The sequence below is a fragment of the Massilia sp. IC2-476 genome, assembly GCF_020707295.1.
Classification (GTDB): Bacteria; Pseudomonadota; Gammaproteobacteria; order Burkholderiales; family Burkholderiaceae_D; genus Telluria.
The window spans coordinates 601,872-619,753 of record NZ_JAJFER010000003.1; the positions used below are offsets into that span (position 1 = coordinate 601,872).

At 64.8% G+C, this 17,882-nt stretch carries 17 protein-coding genes and 1 tRNA gene; 15 read left to right on the forward strand and 3 right to left on the reverse strand.

What is annotated here, in order from left to right:
• Nucleotides 1–93: 93 nt before the first annotated feature.
• Nucleotides 94–552, reverse strand: a complete 459-nt coding sequence (locus tag LK539_RS11720; RefSeq protein WP_227801083.1) for a glycine zipper domain-containing protein — start codon at nucleotides 550–552, stop codon at nucleotides 94–96.
• Between the two features lie 268 nt (nucleotides 553–820).
• Between LK539_RS11720 and LK539_RS11725 the strand changes: the two genes are divergently transcribed.
• Nucleotides 821–1,891: a metallophosphoesterase gene (locus LK539_RS11725; protein ID WP_227801148.1), complete on the forward strand. Its 1,071-nt coding sequence runs from the start codon at nucleotides 821–823 to the stop codon at nucleotides 1,889–1,891.
• 86 nt (nucleotides 1,892–1,977) lie between these two features.
• Nucleotides 1,978–3,426 (forward strand): M20/M25/M40 family metallo-hydrolase, encoded by a 1,449-nt coding sequence (locus LK539_RS11730; protein ID WP_227801084.1) that lies wholly within the window; start codon nucleotides 1,978–1,980, stop codon nucleotides 3,424–3,426.
• 173 nt (nucleotides 3,427–3,599) lie between these two features.
• Here the strand turns inward: LK539_RS11730 and LK539_RS11735 are convergent, their stop codons facing one another.
• Entirely contained in the window at nucleotides 3,600–3,971 is a 372-nt protein-coding gene (locus tag LK539_RS11735; protein ID WP_227801085.1) for a DUF1566 domain-containing protein, read from the reverse strand.
• 220 nt (nucleotides 3,972–4,191) lie between these two features.
• Between LK539_RS11735 and LK539_RS11740 the strand changes: the two genes are divergently transcribed.
• The 3 genes from LK539_RS11740 (at nucleotide 4,192) to LK539_RS11750 (ending at nucleotide 7,581) form a co-directional block, all read left to right on the forward strand.
• Nucleotides 4,192–4,605 (forward strand): hypothetical protein, encoded by a 414-nt coding sequence (locus LK539_RS11740; protein WP_227801086.1) that lies wholly within the window; start codon nucleotides 4,192–4,194, stop codon nucleotides 4,603–4,605.
• Nucleotides 4,606–4,802: 197 nt separating this feature from the next.
• On the forward strand, nucleotides 4,803–5,963 hold the full coding sequence (locus LK539_RS11745; RefSeq protein WP_227801087.1) for a right-handed parallel beta-helix repeat-containing protein: 1,161 nt from the start codon (nucleotides 4,803–4,805) through the stop codon (nucleotides 5,961–5,963).
• Between the two features lie 226 nt (nucleotides 5,964–6,189).
• Nucleotides 6,190–7,581 carry a choice-of-anchor Q domain-containing protein gene (locus tag LK539_RS11750; RefSeq protein WP_227801088.1) on the forward strand — a complete coding sequence of 464 codons (1,392 nt, stop codon included), beginning with the start codon at nucleotides 6,190–6,192 and terminating at the stop codon, nucleotides 7,579–7,581.
• A 70-nt stretch (nucleotides 7,582–7,651) separates the two neighbouring features.
• Here the strand turns inward: LK539_RS11750 and LK539_RS11755 are convergent, their stop codons facing one another.
• Nucleotides 7,652–8,323 carry an SOS response-associated peptidase gene (locus tag LK539_RS11755; RefSeq protein ID WP_227801089.1) on the reverse strand — a complete coding sequence of 224 codons (672 nt, stop codon included), beginning with the start codon at nucleotides 8,321–8,323 and terminating at the stop codon, nucleotides 7,652–7,654.
• Between the two features lie 119 nt (nucleotides 8,324–8,442).
• Here LK539_RS11755 and LK539_RS11760 point away from each other — a divergent pair, with 119 nt between their 5' ends.
• From LK539_RS11760 to LK539_RS11805, 10 genes are all read left to right on the forward strand, one after another.
• Nucleotides 8,443–8,847, forward strand: coding sequence for a hypothetical protein (locus LK539_RS11760; protein WP_227801090.1), 405 nt, complete (start codon nucleotides 8,443–8,445; stop codon nucleotides 8,845–8,847).
• Between the two features lie 3 nt (nucleotides 8,848–8,850).
• On the forward strand, nucleotides 8,851–9,051 hold the full coding sequence (locus LK539_RS11765; RefSeq protein WP_227801091.1) for a hypothetical protein: 201 nt from the start codon (nucleotides 8,851–8,853) through the stop codon (nucleotides 9,049–9,051).
• 309 nt (nucleotides 9,052–9,360) lie between these two features.
• Nucleotides 9,361–9,445 (forward strand) — tRNA-Leu (locus tag LK539_RS11770).
• 124 nt (nucleotides 9,446–9,569) lie between these two features.
• Nucleotides 9,570–10,364 carry a hypothetical protein gene (locus LK539_RS11775; protein WP_227801092.1) on the forward strand — a complete coding sequence of 265 codons (795 nt, stop codon included), beginning with the start codon at nucleotides 9,570–9,572 and terminating at the stop codon, nucleotides 10,362–10,364.
• Between the two features lie 16 nt (nucleotides 10,365–10,380).
• Nucleotides 10,381–12,606 carry a penicillin acylase family protein gene (locus LK539_RS11780; RefSeq protein ID WP_227801093.1) on the forward strand — a complete coding sequence of 742 codons (2,226 nt, stop codon included), beginning with the start codon at nucleotides 10,381–10,383 and terminating at the stop codon, nucleotides 12,604–12,606.
• 21 nt (nucleotides 12,607–12,627) lie between these two features.
• Entirely contained in the window at nucleotides 12,628–13,176 is a 549-nt protein-coding gene (locus LK539_RS11785; protein WP_307729101.1) for a sugar O-acetyltransferase, read from the forward strand.
• A gap of 93 nt (nucleotides 13,177–13,269) precedes the next feature.
• Nucleotides 13,270–13,797, forward strand: a complete 528-nt coding sequence (locus LK539_RS11790; protein ID WP_229520693.1) for a thymidine kinase — start codon at nucleotides 13,270–13,272, stop codon at nucleotides 13,795–13,797.
• 1 nt (nucleotide 13,798) lies between these two features.
• Nucleotides 13,799–14,341, forward strand: coding sequence for a hypothetical protein (locus tag LK539_RS11795; RefSeq protein ID WP_227801096.1), 543 nt, complete (start codon nucleotides 13,799–13,801; stop codon nucleotides 14,339–14,341).
• A 171-nt stretch (nucleotides 14,342–14,512) separates the two neighbouring features.
• The gene (locus LK539_RS11800; RefSeq protein ID WP_227801097.1) at nucleotides 14,513–16,810 is read left to right on the forward strand and encodes a carboxy terminal-processing peptidase; all 2,298 of its coding nucleotides are present in this window, start codon (nucleotides 14,513–14,515) and stop codon (nucleotides 16,808–16,810) included.
• A 295-nt stretch (nucleotides 16,811–17,105) separates the two neighbouring features.
• The gene (locus LK539_RS11805; protein WP_227801098.1) at nucleotides 17,106–17,834 is read left to right on the forward strand and encodes a PEP-CTERM sorting domain-containing protein; all 729 of its coding nucleotides are present in this window, start codon (nucleotides 17,106–17,108) and stop codon (nucleotides 17,832–17,834) included.
• Nucleotides 17,835–17,882 lie beyond the last annotated feature (48 nt).

Below are 17,882 nucleotides of genomic sequence, written 5' to 3' on the forward strand. Positions count from 1 at the left end.
GCCTCCGCGACTGGCGCCGAGCGCCCTCGCGGTGGTTTAGCAGGGGGTGGGAGAAAGGGCGAAAAAAAAGCCGCGCGGTGCGCGGCTTCCTGATTAGCGACCGTGGCGATCCCAGCGGTCACCGCGGTCCCAGTCGCGGCGATCATGGCGATCGTTGCGATCCCAGTCGCGGCGGTCGTGGCGGTCCCAGTCGCCGCGGCGCTCGACATAGACCGGGCGCGGTTGCACATACACCGGACGCGGCTGCACATAGACCGGACGCGGCTGGACGTACACCGGGCGCGGCTGGACGTAGCCGTATCCGTAACCGCGGTTGTCGTAATGACGGTTGTCGTAGTAGCGGCGGTCGTCGCGGGTCGAGATCGAATTGCCCACGGCCGCACCCAGCACGCCGCCCACCAGGGCGCCACCCGAGCCGCCGGCGCTATGGCCGATCGCAGCACCGACAACGGCGCCAAGTGCAGTATTGACACCACGGTCGTCTGCCATTGCCGCTGGGGAGACGGCAACCGCGGCCAGGACCACCGCACCAACAATTTTAGATTTCCACATGGTTTTTCCTTTTTGCCTCAGCGGAGATCAGGATGATCAGGTCGACGCCAGGCATGGAATGAACTATAGACCTCTCCATGGTTGCTGCCATCCGTTAATACAGAAACTTACAAACGCCGATCCAGCGGTAACATGGAACGCGGCCCTTGCAGAGGGGCGAGGCCGCCCCATCTAACAATTGTTACTGTTTTCCGCATCAAACCCATCCGTGAACCGCTCTTTCGCTACCACCCTGTCCCTGCTGGTCCTGCTGCAAATCTACATCGGCATGCGCCTCTTGCCCGACCTCGATGCCGGGCTGCTCGTCAATATGGCGGGCGTGCTGGTGCTGGTGCTGCTCACCGTGCTGGTGCCGGTGGGCCTGATGTCGGCCTCGCTGCGGCGCCGGCGCTGGTCGGAGCTGGTGTCATGGCTGGGCCTGCTTTCGATGGGCCTGTTTTCTTCGCTGCTGGTGACGACCCTGCTGCGCGACCTGGTGCTCATCGTCCTGCGCATCACCGGCCTGCTCAGCCCAGCGATCATCCATGGCTCGGCGATGGCGGTGCCGCTGGTGGCGCTGGGCGTGACCCTGCTCGGCTTCGTCAATGCGCGCCGTCTGGCGCGGGTGAAACAGGTCGACGTGCCGATTGCCGGCCTGCCGGCGTCCCTGAACGGCTACGCCATCGCCCAGGTGTCGGACATCCATGTCGGCCCCACCATCAAGCGGCCTTATCTGAATGCCATCGTGAACCGGGTCAACAAGCTGGGCGCGGACGCGATCGCCATTACCGGCGACCTGGTGGACGGCAGCGTTCACCGGCTCAGCCTGCACACCCAGCCGCTGGCGCGCCTGGCGGCACCGGACGGCGTCTTCTTTGTGACCGGCAACCATGAATACTATTCGGGCGCGGAAGAGTGGATCGCCGAAGTGCGCCGGCTGGGCGTCACCGTGCTGCTGAACCAGCACGTGCTGCGCCGCCGCGACGACGCCACCGTCATGATCGCCGGGGTGGCCGACTATACCGCCCACCATTTCAACCCCGGACACAAGAGCGACCCGCGCGCCGCCGCCGGCAGTGCACGCGACGCCGCCGACGTGCGCATCCTGCTGGCGCATCAACCCCGCAGCGCGCCTGAGGCGGCCGAGGCCGGTTTCCATTTGCAACTGTCGGGCCACACGCACGGCGGCCAGTTCTTCCCATGGAACCTGTTCGTGCCGCTGCAGCAACCTTTCGTCGCCGGCCTGCACCGGGTACGCGACATGTGGGTGTACATCAGCCGCGGCACCGGTTACTGGGGACCGCCCAAGCGCTTCGGCGCGCCGTCCGAAATCACCTTGGTGCGGCTGGTCCCGGCATAGTGCTGTAAAGACGCCAACATTCCACAGCAAAAACTTTCCGGATGCGCTATCGTTGGAATCCCTTGAACTGAAGAAGGATCCGACGCATGAAGCGCAGCCGCCGCAGTCTCTCCGCCCTGACCGTCCTCGCCACCGCATTGCTCAGCAGTGCCGCCGCATTGCCTGCGCTGGCTGCGAGCCCCGGCAACGATCCCGCGGCGCTCGCCAAGATCCGTGACACCGCGATGGGGAGTGATTACGCCTGGGAGCGCATGGCGGACATGACCGACCTGATCGGCCCGCGCCTGTCCGGCTCGGCGGGCGCGGCCGCGGCCGTGACCCAGGTGGCGGAAGCGATGCGCAAGCTCGGCGCGAAAGTCACCCTGCAGCCGGTCAAGGTGCCGCACTGGGTGCGTGGCGTCGAGACCGGCGAGCTGGTCGACTACGCCGGCCGCCCGGCCGGCATCACCCAGCGTGTGATCCTGACCGCGCTCGGCGGTTCTGGCGCGACCCCGGCCGCTGGCCTGACTGCGCAAGTGATTGTGGTGAAGAGTTTCGAGGAACTGCAGGCGCGCAGCAGCGAGGTCAAGGGCAAGATCGTCCTGTTCGACGTCGCATTCGACCAGCATATGGCGGACCGTGGCCTGGCCGGCCAGGCCTATGGCCAGGCATCGGCCTTCCGCCGCGACGGCCCGCGCCGCTCGGCCGAGCTGGGTGCGGTAGCCGCGCTGGTACGCTCGGTGGGTGGCGCCAATTACCGCATTGCCCATACCGGCAACACGGCGCTGCAGGACCACCCGCGCTTCCCGGCCGCGGCGGTGACGGCTGAAGACGCCATGCTGATGAGCCGCCTGGCCAAACGCGGACCGCTCAGCATGAAGCTGGTGCTGACCCCGCAGACCCTGCCGGACGCCGACAGCTACAACGTGATCGCCGACCTGCCGGGCACCGACAAGGCGGACGAGATCGTGATCGTCTCCGGCCACCTGGATTCCTGGGACCTGGCGACCGGCGCCCACGACGATGCAGCCGGCGTCGCCAGCGCGATGGCGGTGCTGGAAACGCTCAAGAAGCTCGACTACCGTCCGCGCCGCACCATCCGCATGATCGCCTGGATGAACGAAGAGAACGGTACCCGCGGCGCGCGCGGCTACCTGGCCGCCGAGCAGGCCAATGCCGAGAAACACGTCGGCGCCATCGAAAGCGACAACGGCGCCGGCCGTCCGTTCGGACTGCGCGCCAGTGTGCCGGCCACCTCGAGCAAGCTGTTCGCACCGCTGCAGGCGGCGCTGCATCCGATCGGGGCCGGCATCTTCCGCCGCGAGGATGCGCTCTCGACCGGGGACCTGTCCGGCCTGGAACGCGCCGGCGTGCCGAGCTTCGCGCCCTTGATCGATACTTCCAGCTATTTCGATTACCACCACACCCCGGCCGATACGCTGGACAAGGTCGACCCCGACCACCTGCGCCGCCACGTGGCGTTGATGGCCGCCACCAGCTGGTTCCTGGCGAACATCGAGCAGCCGATCGGCCGCGCGAACGTTCCCGACCGTTGAGCCTGATACTCGCTCAAAGACCGTCCTCTCTTGTCAGCCGTAGATTCGTCGCCCCGGCGCAGGCCGGGGCCCAATTCGCATGTGCTGTCACAAGGCATGCAAACCTGGGTTCCGGCCTTTGCCGGAACGACGTGACACGAGGCGACGACCGTATCGCTTGCTGGCTGTAGCGCTCAGGGCACCGCAATCCTTCGCACCGCTCGCGCATGCCCCCGGTAGGGCCGCCCGTAGATGGTCTGGATGCCGCTCGCGAAGTTCTGCCCCCAGACGAGCTGGGTGCGCGTTTCGTGCGGTTCGCTCGACCAGTACCAGTTGCGCTCGAAGGCTTCGCGTTGGTTGGCGAACAGCAGCGCCAGTTCGCGCCGTGTCGGCAATACTCCACCCCGTCCCATCGCCCACTCGGCCGCGGTGGGCCAGCTGACATCGACGGCCTCGCTTGGCAACAGCACCAGGTGATAGTCGGATTCTTCTCCCTTGCCCAGGATCAGTCCTGCGTACGCCTCGCCTTCTTGCAGCATGGCACGCACTTGCATGTACTCGCCCATTTAACATTTCCTTTGGTTGGTAGCAGTCCATTAAGACTCTCCAAAAAGGGCTTTGGTTGCGTTCGGACGTTCGATCTAGCTCATGCAAGTGTTTGATTTCCATGGGGAAATCGATCTTGAAGAATTAATACTCCGGGAAAATTTATTTCAAAAAAAGTTGAACTTAGGAAGTTTCCTTCGCTCAAAGGGTTACATTCACTTGATGAGGCTTGTAACCTTGATGAAACGATTCAACGCTTTCGCTTCGACCCTCCGCATCAAAACCCTGCTGTGCTGCGGCGCCGCCGTCCTGCTGACTGCCTGTGGCGGCAACGTCGACGGTGGCAGCGGGCAGCTCTCGGCCAGCGCCGCCAGCGTGGTCACCGATGCCGGCGCCGCAAGCACTGCGAGCACTGCCGCACCGGCTCCTGCAGTCGACACCATCGCTGAAGCAGCACCCGCAGTGAACAACGAAGCAGCGGCCCCGGCAAGCACCGAACCCGCACCCACCCCAGGCAGCGCCGACGCCACCGCACAGGCGGCAGACCCGAACGCACACGCATTCGAACTGAGCGGCTACGACAGCACGGCCCCGCAAACGCAGGCCGGGCTGCAGGACGCCAGCGCAAGCGCCCTGGCCTCTACCCCGCAGTAAGGAGCAGTTCCATTCCGCACCGTCGCCCCTGCGACAGGTGCATCCATAGGCCCACAGACGTGCGTGCCTGATTCAGCAACCAGGACGATGCCACCGCTTTTTTACAGGTGGCCGGCTGCACCGGATTCCCGGCGCACCGGGGCCTTTTTTGCCCGCTGTTCCTCGCCCGCTCGGTCGGGCACTCAGGAAAACTACAAATGACCAAGACTTTCGCTTTCGCTTCGAACTTCCGCCACAAGGCCGCTCTCTGCGCAACCGCCGCCGCCCTGCTGGGCGCATTCAGCAGCGCCGCCGCCGCAACCCCGGCCACCACCTATAACTACTACGTGTCGCCGACCGGTTCGGATTCGGCCAACGGCAGCAAGGCCACGCCGTTCAAGACCCTGGCGCGCGCCGCCCAGGTCGCCAACAAGCCGAGCACCACCGTCTGGGTCGCTCCGGGCACCTACGCCGGCGGCTTCAAGACCACCGGCAGCGGCACCGCGTCGGGCCGCATCTACTGGGTGTCGACCACCAAGTGGGGCGCCAAGATCGTTCCTCCGGCGAACTCGACCAACAAGACTGCCTGGGACAACCGCGGCAATTACGTCAGCATCATCGGCTTCGAAGTCGACGGCAGCAAGATCGGTTCGGGCACCAAGTGGACCCTGGGTATCTACACCGGCGGTTCCTACAACGTGATCGAAGGCAATCACGTGCACCATACCGCGACCACCATCCCGTGCTCGAGCGCGGGCGGTTCGGCCATCGGCGTGGACAGCTACTACAAGGGCGTCAAGGGTGACGTGATCGGCAACGTCGTGCACGACATCGGCCCGGCCGGCTGCTCGTATGTCCAGGGCATCTATCACTCGACCTCGGGGACCATCAAGAACAACGTGGTCTACCGCGTCGGCTCGGCGGCGATCCACCTGTGGCACGACGCGACCGACCTGAAAATCATCAACAACACCGTGAGCTCGTCGGTGTTCGGCATCATCGTCGGCGGCGGCGACTTCTACTTTACGTCGGCCGGCGCGAATAACGTCCACGTGCACAACAACATCGTGTTCGATAACAAGTACGGCATCTCGGAGCAGGGCCGCACCGGTACCGGCAACACCTACAAGAACAACCTGGTGTTCCAGAACCCGACCTACAACATTTCGCTGCGCAATGGTCTGAAGGCCACTAACACCATCAGCTCGAACCCGCTGTTCGTCGGCTACTCGCGCACCGCCGCCATGCCGAACTTCAAGCTGACCACCAGCTCGCCGGCCATCGGCCGCGGCCTGGCGACCTATGCGCCGACGACCGATATCGACGGCCGCGCACGAAACGCCACCACGGGTTATGACGTGGGCGCCTACCAGCACTAAGCAGCACTCAGCAGCACCAGGCAGTACCAAGCAGCAACAAGCTTTGCATCCCGTGCAGGCGGCTCCGCCGCCTGTGCACCCGAGGGCGCACGCATGCATGCGCCCGTCAAGCAACCAGGAAGGCGCCGCCGCTTTTTTACAGGCGGCCGTCGCACCGGATTTCCCGGAGCGCGGGGCAGGTTTTGCCCGTCATTCCAGCCCTGCCGGGCCCACAGGAAAAACACAGATGAACAAGACTTTCGCTTTCGCTTCGCACATCCGCCACCACGCCGTCCTCTGCGGCACCGCCGCCGCCCTGCTGGGCGCCTTCGGTGTCAGCGCCGCCGCCACCGCGGCCACCGCCCCGACTTTCGCAGCCGCCACCACCGCGCAACAGAACCAGATCAACCAGCTGTACGTCCAGCTGCTGGGCCGTCCTGCGGATGCCGGTGGCCTGGCATACTGGTCGGGTCTGCTGGACCGTGGTGTGAGCCTGGACTACATCGCTGCCCAACTGAAGGCCAGCGAAGAGTACGCGAAGCGCAATACGAACTCCGGTCCGACCGCCGGCGGCGGCCTGCCGGCCATCCCGGCCACCACCTACAATTACTATGTGTCGCCAACCGGTTCGGACTCTGCCAATGGCAGCAAGGCCACCCCGTTCAAGACCCTGGCGCGCGCCGCCCAGGTCGCCAACAAGCCGAGCACCACCGTCTGGGTCGCTCCGGGCACCTATGCCGGCGGCTTCAAGACCACCGGCAACGGCACCGCGTCGGGCCGCATCTACTGGGTGTCGACCACCAAGTGGGGCGCCAAGATCGTTCCTCCGGCGAACTCGACCAACAAGACCGCCTGGGACAACCGCGGCAACTACGTCAGCATCATCGGCTTCGAAGTCGACGGCAGCAAGATCGGTTCGGGCACCAAGTGGACCCTGGGTATCTACACCGGCGGTTCCTACAATGTGATCCAGGGTAACCACGTGCACCACACCGCCACTACCATCCCGTGCAACAGCGCGGGCGGTTCGGCAATTGGCGTGGACAGCTACTACAAGGGCGTCAAGGGCGACGTGATCGGCAACGTCGTGCACGACATCGGCCCGGCCGGCTGCACCTACGTCCAGGGTATCTACCATTCGACCTCGGGCACCATCATGAACAACCTGGTGTACCGCGTCGGCTCGGCGGCGATCCACCTGTGGCACGATGCGACCGACCTGAAGATCATCAACAACACGGTGACTTCGTCGGTGTTCGGCATCATCGTCGGCGGCGGTGATTACTACTTCACCTCGGCTGGCGCGAACAACGTCCACGTGCACAACAACATCGTGTACGACAACAAGTATGGCATCTCGGAGCAGGGCAAGACCGGTACCGGCAACACCTACAAGAACAACCTGGTGTTCCAGAACCCGACCTATAACTTCCAGCTTCGTAATGGCCTGACCCACACCAACACGATCAGCTCGAACCCGATGTTCGTGGGCTACTCGCGTACCGCAGCGACGCCGAACTACGAACTGAGCGCCAGCTCGCCGGCCATCGGCCGCGCCATCTCGACCTACGCACCGTCGACCGATATCGACGGCGTGGCGCGCGGCGCGAGTGCTGACCTGGGTGCTTACCAGCACTAATCTGCTGAGCAGTTGATCGATTAGAACTCGCAGGCGCAAGCCTGCGGGTTTTTTTTCGCCTGGCGAAGAGTTAGTCGGCCAGCGGCAGCGCCATCTGCGGATCCTGGACGCCCGGGCGGTTCACCGCGTTGGTCACCTTGTACCATTCGAAGGCATCACAGGGCAGGGCGGCGCGGCGCGCCAGGTCGAGCGCTTCCTCGGCCGAGAGCGCGGGATTGAGCCACAGCTCGGCATCGGCCGCTTCCAGCACCACCGGGCGGCGGTCGTGGATGTCGAGCATGCCTTCGTCGGCGGCGTCAGTGACCAGCACGAAGCCGGCCTCGGCCCGGTTCTCGGTAAAGCTGCCAAAGTTCGCCAGGGCCAGGAAGAACAGTGGCCCGCGGTCCTTGCGGTGGATGTGCCAGGGCTGCTTCTTGCCCTTTTCGCCGGTCCATTCGTACCAGCCCTCGGCCGGCACGATGGCGCGGCCATTCTTGAGCAGCGGCTTCCAGTAGCGGTTGGTGAGCTTGTCCATGCGCGCATTGACCATGATCGGCACCTTGCCCTCGGCCCAGCGCGCGCGGTAGCTCCAGAACACATCGTCGATGCGGCGCTCGCCGTCCTGCAGGTGCATGACCGGGCGGTAGCTGCCGGGCGAGACATTCCACGCGGGCGTCGACTCGCTGTCGTAGACCGCATCGGTCCAGCCGAATACGCTGGCGTAGTAGCGAGCCGTCTGGCTCTGGTCAAATCGTCCACACATGATTCCATGGTAGCGCAGGCCTGGAGAAGGCGCGGCACGCTAGCGTGCGGATGAGTTCGCATTGCCGTGGCGCAGGGTGGTATGCTCGCGGCTAAACCGAATCGATAGGAGAACCCGAGATGGCAACTGGCTGGTGGAGCGTCCTCAAGACCGTGCCCTGGAGCGAAGTGATCAATGCGGCACCGCAGGTGGCGAGCGGTGCGCGCCGGCTGTGGGACACGGTGGCGCGCAAGTCCGGCGGCGCGGCCGGCATGCCGATGGGGCAGGCGATGGAGGCGGAGCCGGAAGAGGATCACTTCGGCACCCTGGTGATGCGTGTGGAAAGGAATGAAGCGACCCTGCTCGACCTGCGCACCCAGATGCTGCAGGCCTCCGAGATCATCGCCAACCTGGCCGACCAGAATGCCCAGCTGATCGCCAAGATGGAACTGGCGCGCACCCGCATGCTGTGGCTGGGCGTGGCGACGGGGGTATCGTCGATCCTGGCGCTGGTATCGCTGGCCCTGATCCTGGCGCGCACCTAGCACATGAAGATCGTCCTGATCCTGGCGACGCTGTTCGTGTTCGTGTCGATGCTGCTGAACTCGGCCCGGCGTCGCGGCAAGCTCGACAACAAGGCAAACCGCGCCGTTGCCGAGCTGGCGACCTCGATGCGGATCTTCGTCTACGGCTTGCTGTTTTTCGTCGGGATGGTTTGCCTGGCAGTGGCTTGGGAGTCACTGCACTAGATACATTGCCACATGATTGTGCGATCACGCTGACAAACTCGCGGGAGAAAGCGGCGCTTGTAGGTCCCGATAGCGGGCCTATGTAGGTTACGTTCTCTGGTGGATAGTTCCCACCTCTCCGCGTGTCTCCAGCTCAGTGTTGACTGAGTATTCGGCCGCTGCCTCTGCAGGCAGCGGCATTTTTTTTGTGCGCCCCTGCCGCCCAGTCCCTGAACCGTAAAAGTTTCCGACATTTATGACCCTTCGGGATGTGGATGATGCTCGACTACTAACACCCTGTCCCCTGCACGTAGTACAATCCCCGCCGGCGCGGGCATGGCGAAATTGGTAGCCGCAGCAGACTTAAAATCTGCCGACGCAAGTCTTGCCGGTTCGAGTCCGGCTGCCCGCACCAAACCACTCCTCATCCGGCGTTCGCCGGGCTGGTTTCCCACTCATCCATTGGTCCTCCGGCAAGGATGGTGTAGCATGCCGGACGGCGGCCTGACCTTGTTGCCGCCGTAGCAAGAGGACACCAATTGAACATCACTATCAATGACGAGCTGCGTGCCTTCGTCGACCCGCTGACCGATATCGAATACGCCGCGCTCGAGCGCAGCCTCCTCGCCGAGGGCTGCCGCGACGCGCTGGTGCTGTGGCGCGACACCCTGATCGACGGCCACAACCGCTACGAGATCTGCCAGAAGCACGGCATTCCCTTCCGTACCGTCCACAACAACAACTTTGCGTCGATCGAGGACGTGATGCTGTGGATGATCGACAACCACCTGGCGCGCCGTAGCGTGTCGGACTTCCAGCGCGGCGTGCTGGCGCTCAAGAAGAAAGAGATCGTCACCGCCCGCATGGCGGAGAAGATGGCCGAGGCGCCGCCCGAGCCGGAAGCCGACGACATGGATTCGCGCCCGCCGCCGCCCTGGAACACCCGCGAGGAAGTGGCCAAGGCCGCGCGCGTGTCGGCCAATACCATCAGCCAGATCGAACGCATCCAGAAGGCGGCGACGCCGGAACTGCGCGAAGCGGTGCGGACCGGCACCATCTCGATCAATGCCGCCGCCAACGTGGCCCAGCTGTCGGAAGAAGAGCAGAAGGCGGCCGTGGCCGGCGGACGCAAGGAATTGCAGCTGGCCGCGCGCCATGTGCGCGAGCAAAAAATGGCGACCCGGCCGAAGAAAGAGACGGCGCCTGCCGATCCGGCCGACGAGCTGGCCGCTGCGCGCGCCGAGGTCGCTTCGCTGAAGGACCGCGTCGCGACCCTGCTCACCGAGAACGAAGTGCTGAAACAGCGCCTGATCCACGCCGGCATCACACAATAATTACCCGGAGACACGCATGACGACCACCCGCCTGATCCTGCCCACCATCCTGGCCTGCGCCCTCGGGGCCGCGCCCGCGCTTGCCGCGCCGACGACGGCAGCCCCGAGCGCGAAGCAGGGCGCCAGCGCGCTCGAGCTGGCGCGCTGGAAGAAGACGGCGGCGCGGGTGACCATCATGCGCGACAAGTGGGGCATTCCCCACGTCTTCGGCAAAACCGATGCGGACGCGGTGTTCGGCCTGCTGTATGCCCAGGCCGAGGACGATTTCAACCGCGTCGAGCTCAACTACATCAACGCGATGGGGCGCCTGGCCGAGGTCGAGGGCGAGAAGGAAGTCTGGCGCGACCTGCGCATGAAGATGTACATCACCCCAGCCGACATGCAGGCCAAGTATGCCGCCAGCCCAGCCTGGCTCAAGGAGCTGATGATTGGCTTTGCCGACGGCCTGAACTACTACCTGCATACCCATCCGGAAGTGAAGCCGAAGCTGATCACCCGCTTCGAGCCCTGGATGGCGCTCAGCTTCAGCGAGGGCAGCATCGGCGGCGACATCGAGTCGATCGACCTGAAGGAACTGGAACGCTTCTATGGCAAGCAGCCGCAGCAGGCCAGGGTAGCCATGCTGGACAAGGGCTTCGACGCCGAGCCGCGCGGCTCGAACGGCTTCGCCATCGCGCCCAAGCTGTCCAGCACCGGCAATGCGCTGCTCCTGATCAACCCGCATACCTCGTTCTACTTCCGTCCGGAAGTGCACATGGTGAGCGAGCAGGGCCTGAATGCCTACGGCGCCGTAACCTGGGGCCAGTTCTTCATCTACCAGGGCTTCAACGACAAGGCTGGCTGGATGCACACCTCGGGCGGCGGCGACGTGATCGACGAGTACCTCGAGACCGTGGTCGAGAAGGGCGGCAAATACTTCTATAAATATGGAAATGAAGAGCGTCCGATGCAGGCGCGGGCGATCACGCTGCCGTACAAGACCCCCTCCGGTGCAATGGCGAGCAAGACCGTCACGGCATACTTCACCCACCACGGTCCAGTGGTGCGCGCCCAGGACGGCAAATGGGTGGCCGTCAAGATGATGGACGAGCCGCTCAAGGCGCTTACCCAGTCGTACAGCCGCACCAAGGCGCGCGACTACGACGCCTTCTACAAGGCGATGGAGCTGCGCACCAATTCCTCGAACAACACCGTGTACGCGGATGCCAAGGGCAATATCGCCTACTTCCACGGCAACTTCATCCCGAAACGGGACCCGCGCTTCGACTGGAGCAAGCCGGTCGACGGCAGCACGCCTGCCACCGAATGGCAGGGCCTGCATGCCATCAAGGACACGATCACGCTGTTCAACCCGGCCAGCGGCTACATCTCGAACACCAACAACTGGCCGTTCAGTTCTTCGGGCGCAAGCAGCCCGAAACGCGAGAACTGGCCCGACTACATGTGGTCGCTGCCGGAAAACGCGCGCGGCCGCCATGCCGAGCGCGTGCTCAAGGACGCCAAGGGCTTCACCCTCGACAGCCTGATCGCCGCCGCCTACGACAGCCACCTGACCGCCTTCGAGCCCCTGCTGCCGCAACTGCTGAAGGACTACGACGCCCTGCCAGCGAGCGATCCGCGCAAGGCGGCGTTGGCTGCGCAGGTGGCAAGCCTGCGCGGCTGGGACCTGCGCTTCGGTGTCGCGTCCGTGCCGACCTCGCTGGCGATCTACTGGGGCCAGGACATGGTGGCCCAGCACGCCGCGCGCGCGCGGGCCCAGGGTACGCCGGTGGTCGACTTCATCACGAGCAGCCTGAATGCCGAGGAGCGCCTGGCGTCGCTGCAGCGGGCCAGCGACAAGCTCACTGCCGATTTCGGTACCTGGCAGACCCCGTGGGGCGAGATCAACCGCTTCCAGCGACTCAGCGGCGACGTCGACCAGCAGTACGACGACAGCAAGCCCAGCTGGCCGGTGGGGTTTGCGTCGGCCAACTGGGGTTCGCTGGCTTCGTTCGGCATGGTGGCCAAGCAAAAGACCAAGCGCATCTACGGCGACCGCGGCAACAGCTTCGTCGCCGTGGTGGAATTCGGCCCGCGCCTGCGTGCCAAGAGTATCCTTGCAGGTGGCAACAGCAATAATCCGGCCTCGAAGCACTTTGCCGACCAGGCCGAGATGTACAGCCGCGGCGAGTTCAAGGACGTGCTGTTCTACAAGGAAGACATCGAGAAGCACCTGGAGCGCAAGTACCATCCAGGCCAATAGCAAGGGAGCAGGTCCATGCGGATGAGCGAGCGGCACAAGATGCTGGCGGGCGAGCCCTACCATGCGAACGATCCGGAGCTGGTGGCCGAGCAGGGCCTCACGGCCGCCTGGCTGGCGCGTTACAACGCTGCGCTGGGCCAGCCGGTCTCGGTCTGGCGCACGCTCCTCGCCGAACGCCTGGGCGCGCTGGGGGAGGGCAGCATCGTGCGTCCACCATTCCACTGTGACTACGGCTGGAACATCCGTCTCGGCAGCCGCGTCTTCGTGAACTTCAGCTGCGTGTTCCTCGACGTCGCGCAGGTAGGCATCGGCGACGACACCCGCATTGGGCCGAACGTGCAGATCTACACCGCCGAGCATCCGCTCGACCCAGGGCTGCGCCGCAGCGGCCAGGAATCGGGGCGGCCGGTCACCATCGGCAGCAACGTCTGGATCGGCGGCGGCGCCATCATCCTGCCCGGCGTGAGCATCGGCGACGATGCCGTGGTCGGCGCCGGCAGCGTGGTCACCCATGACGTGCCAGCGGGTGCCCGTGTCGCGGGCAATCCGGCGCATCTGCAGGGCAGTTGAGCTAGTCCGAAACCGTTTCCGCTTGTTATAATCCGGCAATTCTTCGATCGTTCCAGCTCGGCCGTGGCAAAACTCTATTTCAGGTATTCGGCGATGAACGCCGGCAAATCGACCTCCCTGCTGCAGGTCGCGCACAACTACGAAGAGCAGGGCCAGAAGGTCAAGCTGTACACGGCGGCGATCGACAACCGCTACGGCGTCGGCCTGATCACCTCGCGCCTCGGTCCGCAGCGCCAGGTCGACCTGTTCGATGGCGACACCGATTTCCTGGCCAGCGCGCCGGCGGTGGCCTGCATCCTGGTCGACGAAGCCCAGTTCCTCACCACCCTCCAAGTGCAGCAGCTGCACCAGGTGGCCCAGGTGCGCGGCATTCCCGTGATCTGCTACGGCCTGCGCAGCGATTTCCGCGGCGAGCCTTTCCCCGGTTCGGCCTACCTGCTGGCGCTGGCCGATGACATCGAGGAAATCAAGAACATCTGCACCTGCGGCAAGAAGGCGACCATGAATATCCGGGTCGATGCCGAAGGCCGCCGCATCCGCGAAGGCGAGCAGGTCAGCATCGGCGGCAACGAGAGCTACCGCCAGGCCTGCGGCCGCTGCTTCTATTCGGGCACCCATTGAGATGAGCGTGCAGGGCGGCGGCCTGCTCGACATGCTGCTCTACCTGGTCCCCTCGGCGGCGCTGGCGCTGCTGCTGTGGATCGGTTCTGGCGCCCATCCCTTCTTTTTCCTGTTCACCGCTGCCGGCACCCTGTGTCACGAGCTGGCCCATTTCTCGGTCGGGCTGCTGACCAATGCCGAGCCGGTCGGCCTGAGCGTGTTCCCGCGCCGCATCAAGAAGCCAGGTAAGGGACATAACTGGGAACTGGGCTCGGTCACCTTCGCCAACCTGCGCTGGTACAACGCGGCCCCCGCCGCGCTGGCGCCGCTCTTGGTGCTGGTGCTGCCGTTTGCGGTTGCCTGGTGGCGCACCCGGCAGGGCTGGGTGTTCGAGCCGCTCGACCTGGCGCTCACTTTCCTGCTGGCGCCGCAGTTCCTGTCCTTCTGGCCGTCGCCGGTGGACTGGCGCCTGGCGGCGCGCTCCTGGCCCTGGATTCCGGTGCTGCTCCTTGTCGCTCTGGCCACATTCTTTCGCACGGAACTCTTCCAGCTTGTCAAAGGATGAAGGCCTGGCTTATGACAGCCTTAATTGTCGGGCGCAAATGAACAAATGCCGGCTCTGCCTTCCTCCGGCTTCCTGTAGAATGGCCACGAAGGGCGTATTGACCGGCTTGCTTGTTTCCATCCATCGCCGGTCGCGCCGACGCACAGTATTTTCGTTTCGGAGAGACGACGAATGAAGAAGCACCACCTGTTCATGGCCGCCATGGCCTTTGCGATGTCCGCCCACGTGGTGACCGCCCAGCCGGAAAAAGTCGCGGCTGTCGCGCCCGTCAAATCCCCTGCCGCCGGCGCCCCCGTGACCGCCGCCAGCCTGCAAATCAAGCCACTCGCCCAGCAGACCGAGGCGGCGCTGTGGGCGACCCGGGTGCTGGGGCGCCTGCACTACAAGGCGGTCCCGCTGGACGACGCGATGTCGGTCAAGATCTTCGACAATTTCTTCGAGGCTTGGGACAGCGAGAAGCTCTACTTCGTCCAGTCGGACATCGACAGCTTCGCGCCTCTGCGCAGCCGCATGGACGACGCCATCAACAACGAAGACCTGCGCGGTCCGTTCTCGATCTTCAACCTGTTCCAGCAGCGTTTCACGGAGCGCATGAATTACGCGCGCGAGCTGCTCAAGACCCGCCCCGACTTTACGATCGACGAGTCGATCGAGCTCGACCGTGAAAAATCGGCCTGGGCCAAAAATGAAGCCGAGATCCGCGAACTGTGGCGCAAGCGCGTCAAGCATGACTGGCTGCGCCTGAAGCTCGCTGGCAAGGACGAGAAGGCCATCCGCAGTACCCTCGACAAGCGCTACGAGAATTACATCGCCCGCATCCGCAAGCTGAACAACGAAGACGTGTTCCAGACCTTCATGAACGCGTACGCGACTGCGATCGAGCCGCATACCAACTACCTGGGCCCGCGCTCGGCAGACAACTTCGAGATCGCGATGCGCCTGTCGCTGGAAGGCATCGGCGCCGTGCTGCAGTCGCGTGACGAGTACACCGTCATCCGCGAAATCGTGCCGGGCAGCCCGGCCGCGCTGTCGGGCAAGCTGAAGGTGGGCGACCGCATCGTCGGCGTGGCGCAGGGCAACGGTCCGTTCACGGACGTGCTGGGCTGGCGCATCGACGACGTGGTCCAGCTGGTACGCGGCGCCAAGGGCTCGACCGTGCGCCTCGACGTGCTGCCGGGCGACGCCGGTCTCGACGCCAAGCACGTGACCGTGTCGATGGTGCGCAAGAAGATCAGCATGGAAGAGCAGGCCGCCAAGAAGTCGATCATGGAAGTCAAGGACGGCGCCGTCAAGCGCCGCGTGGGCGTGATCTCGCTGCCGACCTTCTACCTCGACTTCGAAGCGCGCCGCCGCGGCGAGAAGGATTACCGCAGCGCCACCCGCGACGTGGCCCGCATCCTGACCGAACTCAAGAAAGAGAAGGTGGACAACGTCCTGATCGACCTGCGCAACAACGGCGGCGGCTCGCTGGACGAGGCGATCGAGTTGACCGGCCTGTTCATCGACAAGGGCCCCGTGGTGCAGCAGCGCGACGCCCAGGGCCGCGTCGAGGTCGGTGAGGACGTGCAGCCCGGCCTGGCCTGGGACGGTCCGATGGGCGTGCTGATCAATCGCGGCTCCGCTTCGGCCTCGGAGATCTTCGCCGCCGCGATCCAGGATTACGGCCGTGGCCTCGTCATCGGCGAGCCGAGCTTTGGCAAGGGCACCGTGCAGACCCTGTACAGCCTCGACCGCTTCGCGCCGGCAGAGAAGGTGCGCTACGGCGAGCTGAAGATGACCGTGGCCCAGTTCTTCCGCATCAACGGCGGCACCACCCAGCTGCGCGGCGTGACCCCGGACATCAAGCTGCCGGTGCTGTCCGACCTGGAAAGCTTCGGTGAATCGTCCTACGACAATGCGCTGCCCTGGGTGGCCATCAAGCCGGCCAGCTATACGGCGGCAGGCGACCTCAAGGAGCTGATCGGCCCGCTGCAGAAGCGCCATGAAGCCCGTATCGCCAAGGACAAGGAGTTCCAGTTCCTGCAAGAAGACATCGCCGAAGTCCTGAAGGTCCGCAAGGAAAACGCGATCTCGCTGAACGAGGCGGTGCGCCGCAAGGAACGCGACGAGCAGGAAGCCAAGGCCAAGGTGCGCGAAGCCCGCCTGGCCGGCGCCAGCGGCACCAACAGCGACGAGCCGGCCGCCGGCCCGGCAGGCAAGGAAGCGCGCGGCAAGGTGCCGGCCCCGACCAAGCCGGCCAAGGCCGTGACTGCCGTGCGCGGCTCCCCGCGCCAGGACGACGGCCTGACCTACGACGAGCGCGACCTGGCGGCGGACCTGGCTGCCGAGAAGGCGGCCAAGGACGCCAAGGACATCCTGCTGCAGGAAGCAGCCAACATCCTGGCCGACGAGGTCGGCATGCTGCGCACCGACACCCGGATGGCCTCGCGTGCCATGCCTTATATGGCGGCGTCACGTACCGGTAACTGAGCACTGGGCGCGAGCGGCGCCCGAACAGAACGGCGGAAGGCCGGGCCTGCGACAGCGGGCCCGGCCTTTTTCTTTGCGGAACAAGATGTTTCTTCAATTGCAACGAATCTGCCCCGATTCATTATGCAGATCACATTTTGGGTAGGATTGGTCCTACTGAAATTTGAGGCTTTTTCTCGCTTTCATACCCCGCGCACGGTTGAGCTTGGCCAGAACTCATCCGTTTTAAAGCTGTGGTAGCATAACTCTACGGTTGCAAAAACAACAATTGAACAATACCCAAGGAGTTATCGCCATGCTAATTCGCCGCCTCGTGATCGCAGCACTGTTCGCCGGTGCAGGTGCCGCCCACGCAGACACCATCCCGGCTCAATCGTCGAACGCCGGTTCCGGCTGGACCGCCGGTAACGGTACCGACGTCCTCGGCTCCGGTGTCATGAAGGACAATGTGAACCTGGTCGGCGGGATCGCGCACGGCGCCGATTCGAATGCCGCCGTGGATGCACTGCTCGGCAAGGTCGCCGGCACCGTGACCCAGGTCGACGGCCAGACCAAGCTGTACCTGCAGAGCGGCATCGAGGCGAACTACGTGCTTGCTGACAGCAACAGCATCCTGGCCGCGACCATCGGTCCAGGCAAGTCGGTGGTCTCGACTGCCGACGGCAAGATCATTTCCGACGGCCTGACCAAGGCGCCGGGCATGTCGGGCGGCGGCAACAACACCACCGGCTCCACGGGTGGCTCGGGCAGCGGCTCTTCGGGCAGCGGTTCGAGCGGCAGCGGTTCGAGCGGCTCGTCGGGCGGCAGCGGCAGCACCGGCAGCGGCTCGCAGTCGGGCGGCTCGACTGGCGGCGCCCAGACTGGCGAGTCGGTCGCCCCGGTGGTCAGCAACCCAGGCAGCATCGGCGCGAATCCGCAGCAGGTCAGCCCGGCAGCGACCGCGATTCCTGAACCGTCGAGCATCGCCCTGATGCTGCTCGGTATGGTTGGCGCGGGCGCCATGACCCGCCGCCGCGCACGCTGATCGTCGACAGCAGGGTGGCACCGCCCACCCTGTGCAAAAAACTCAACT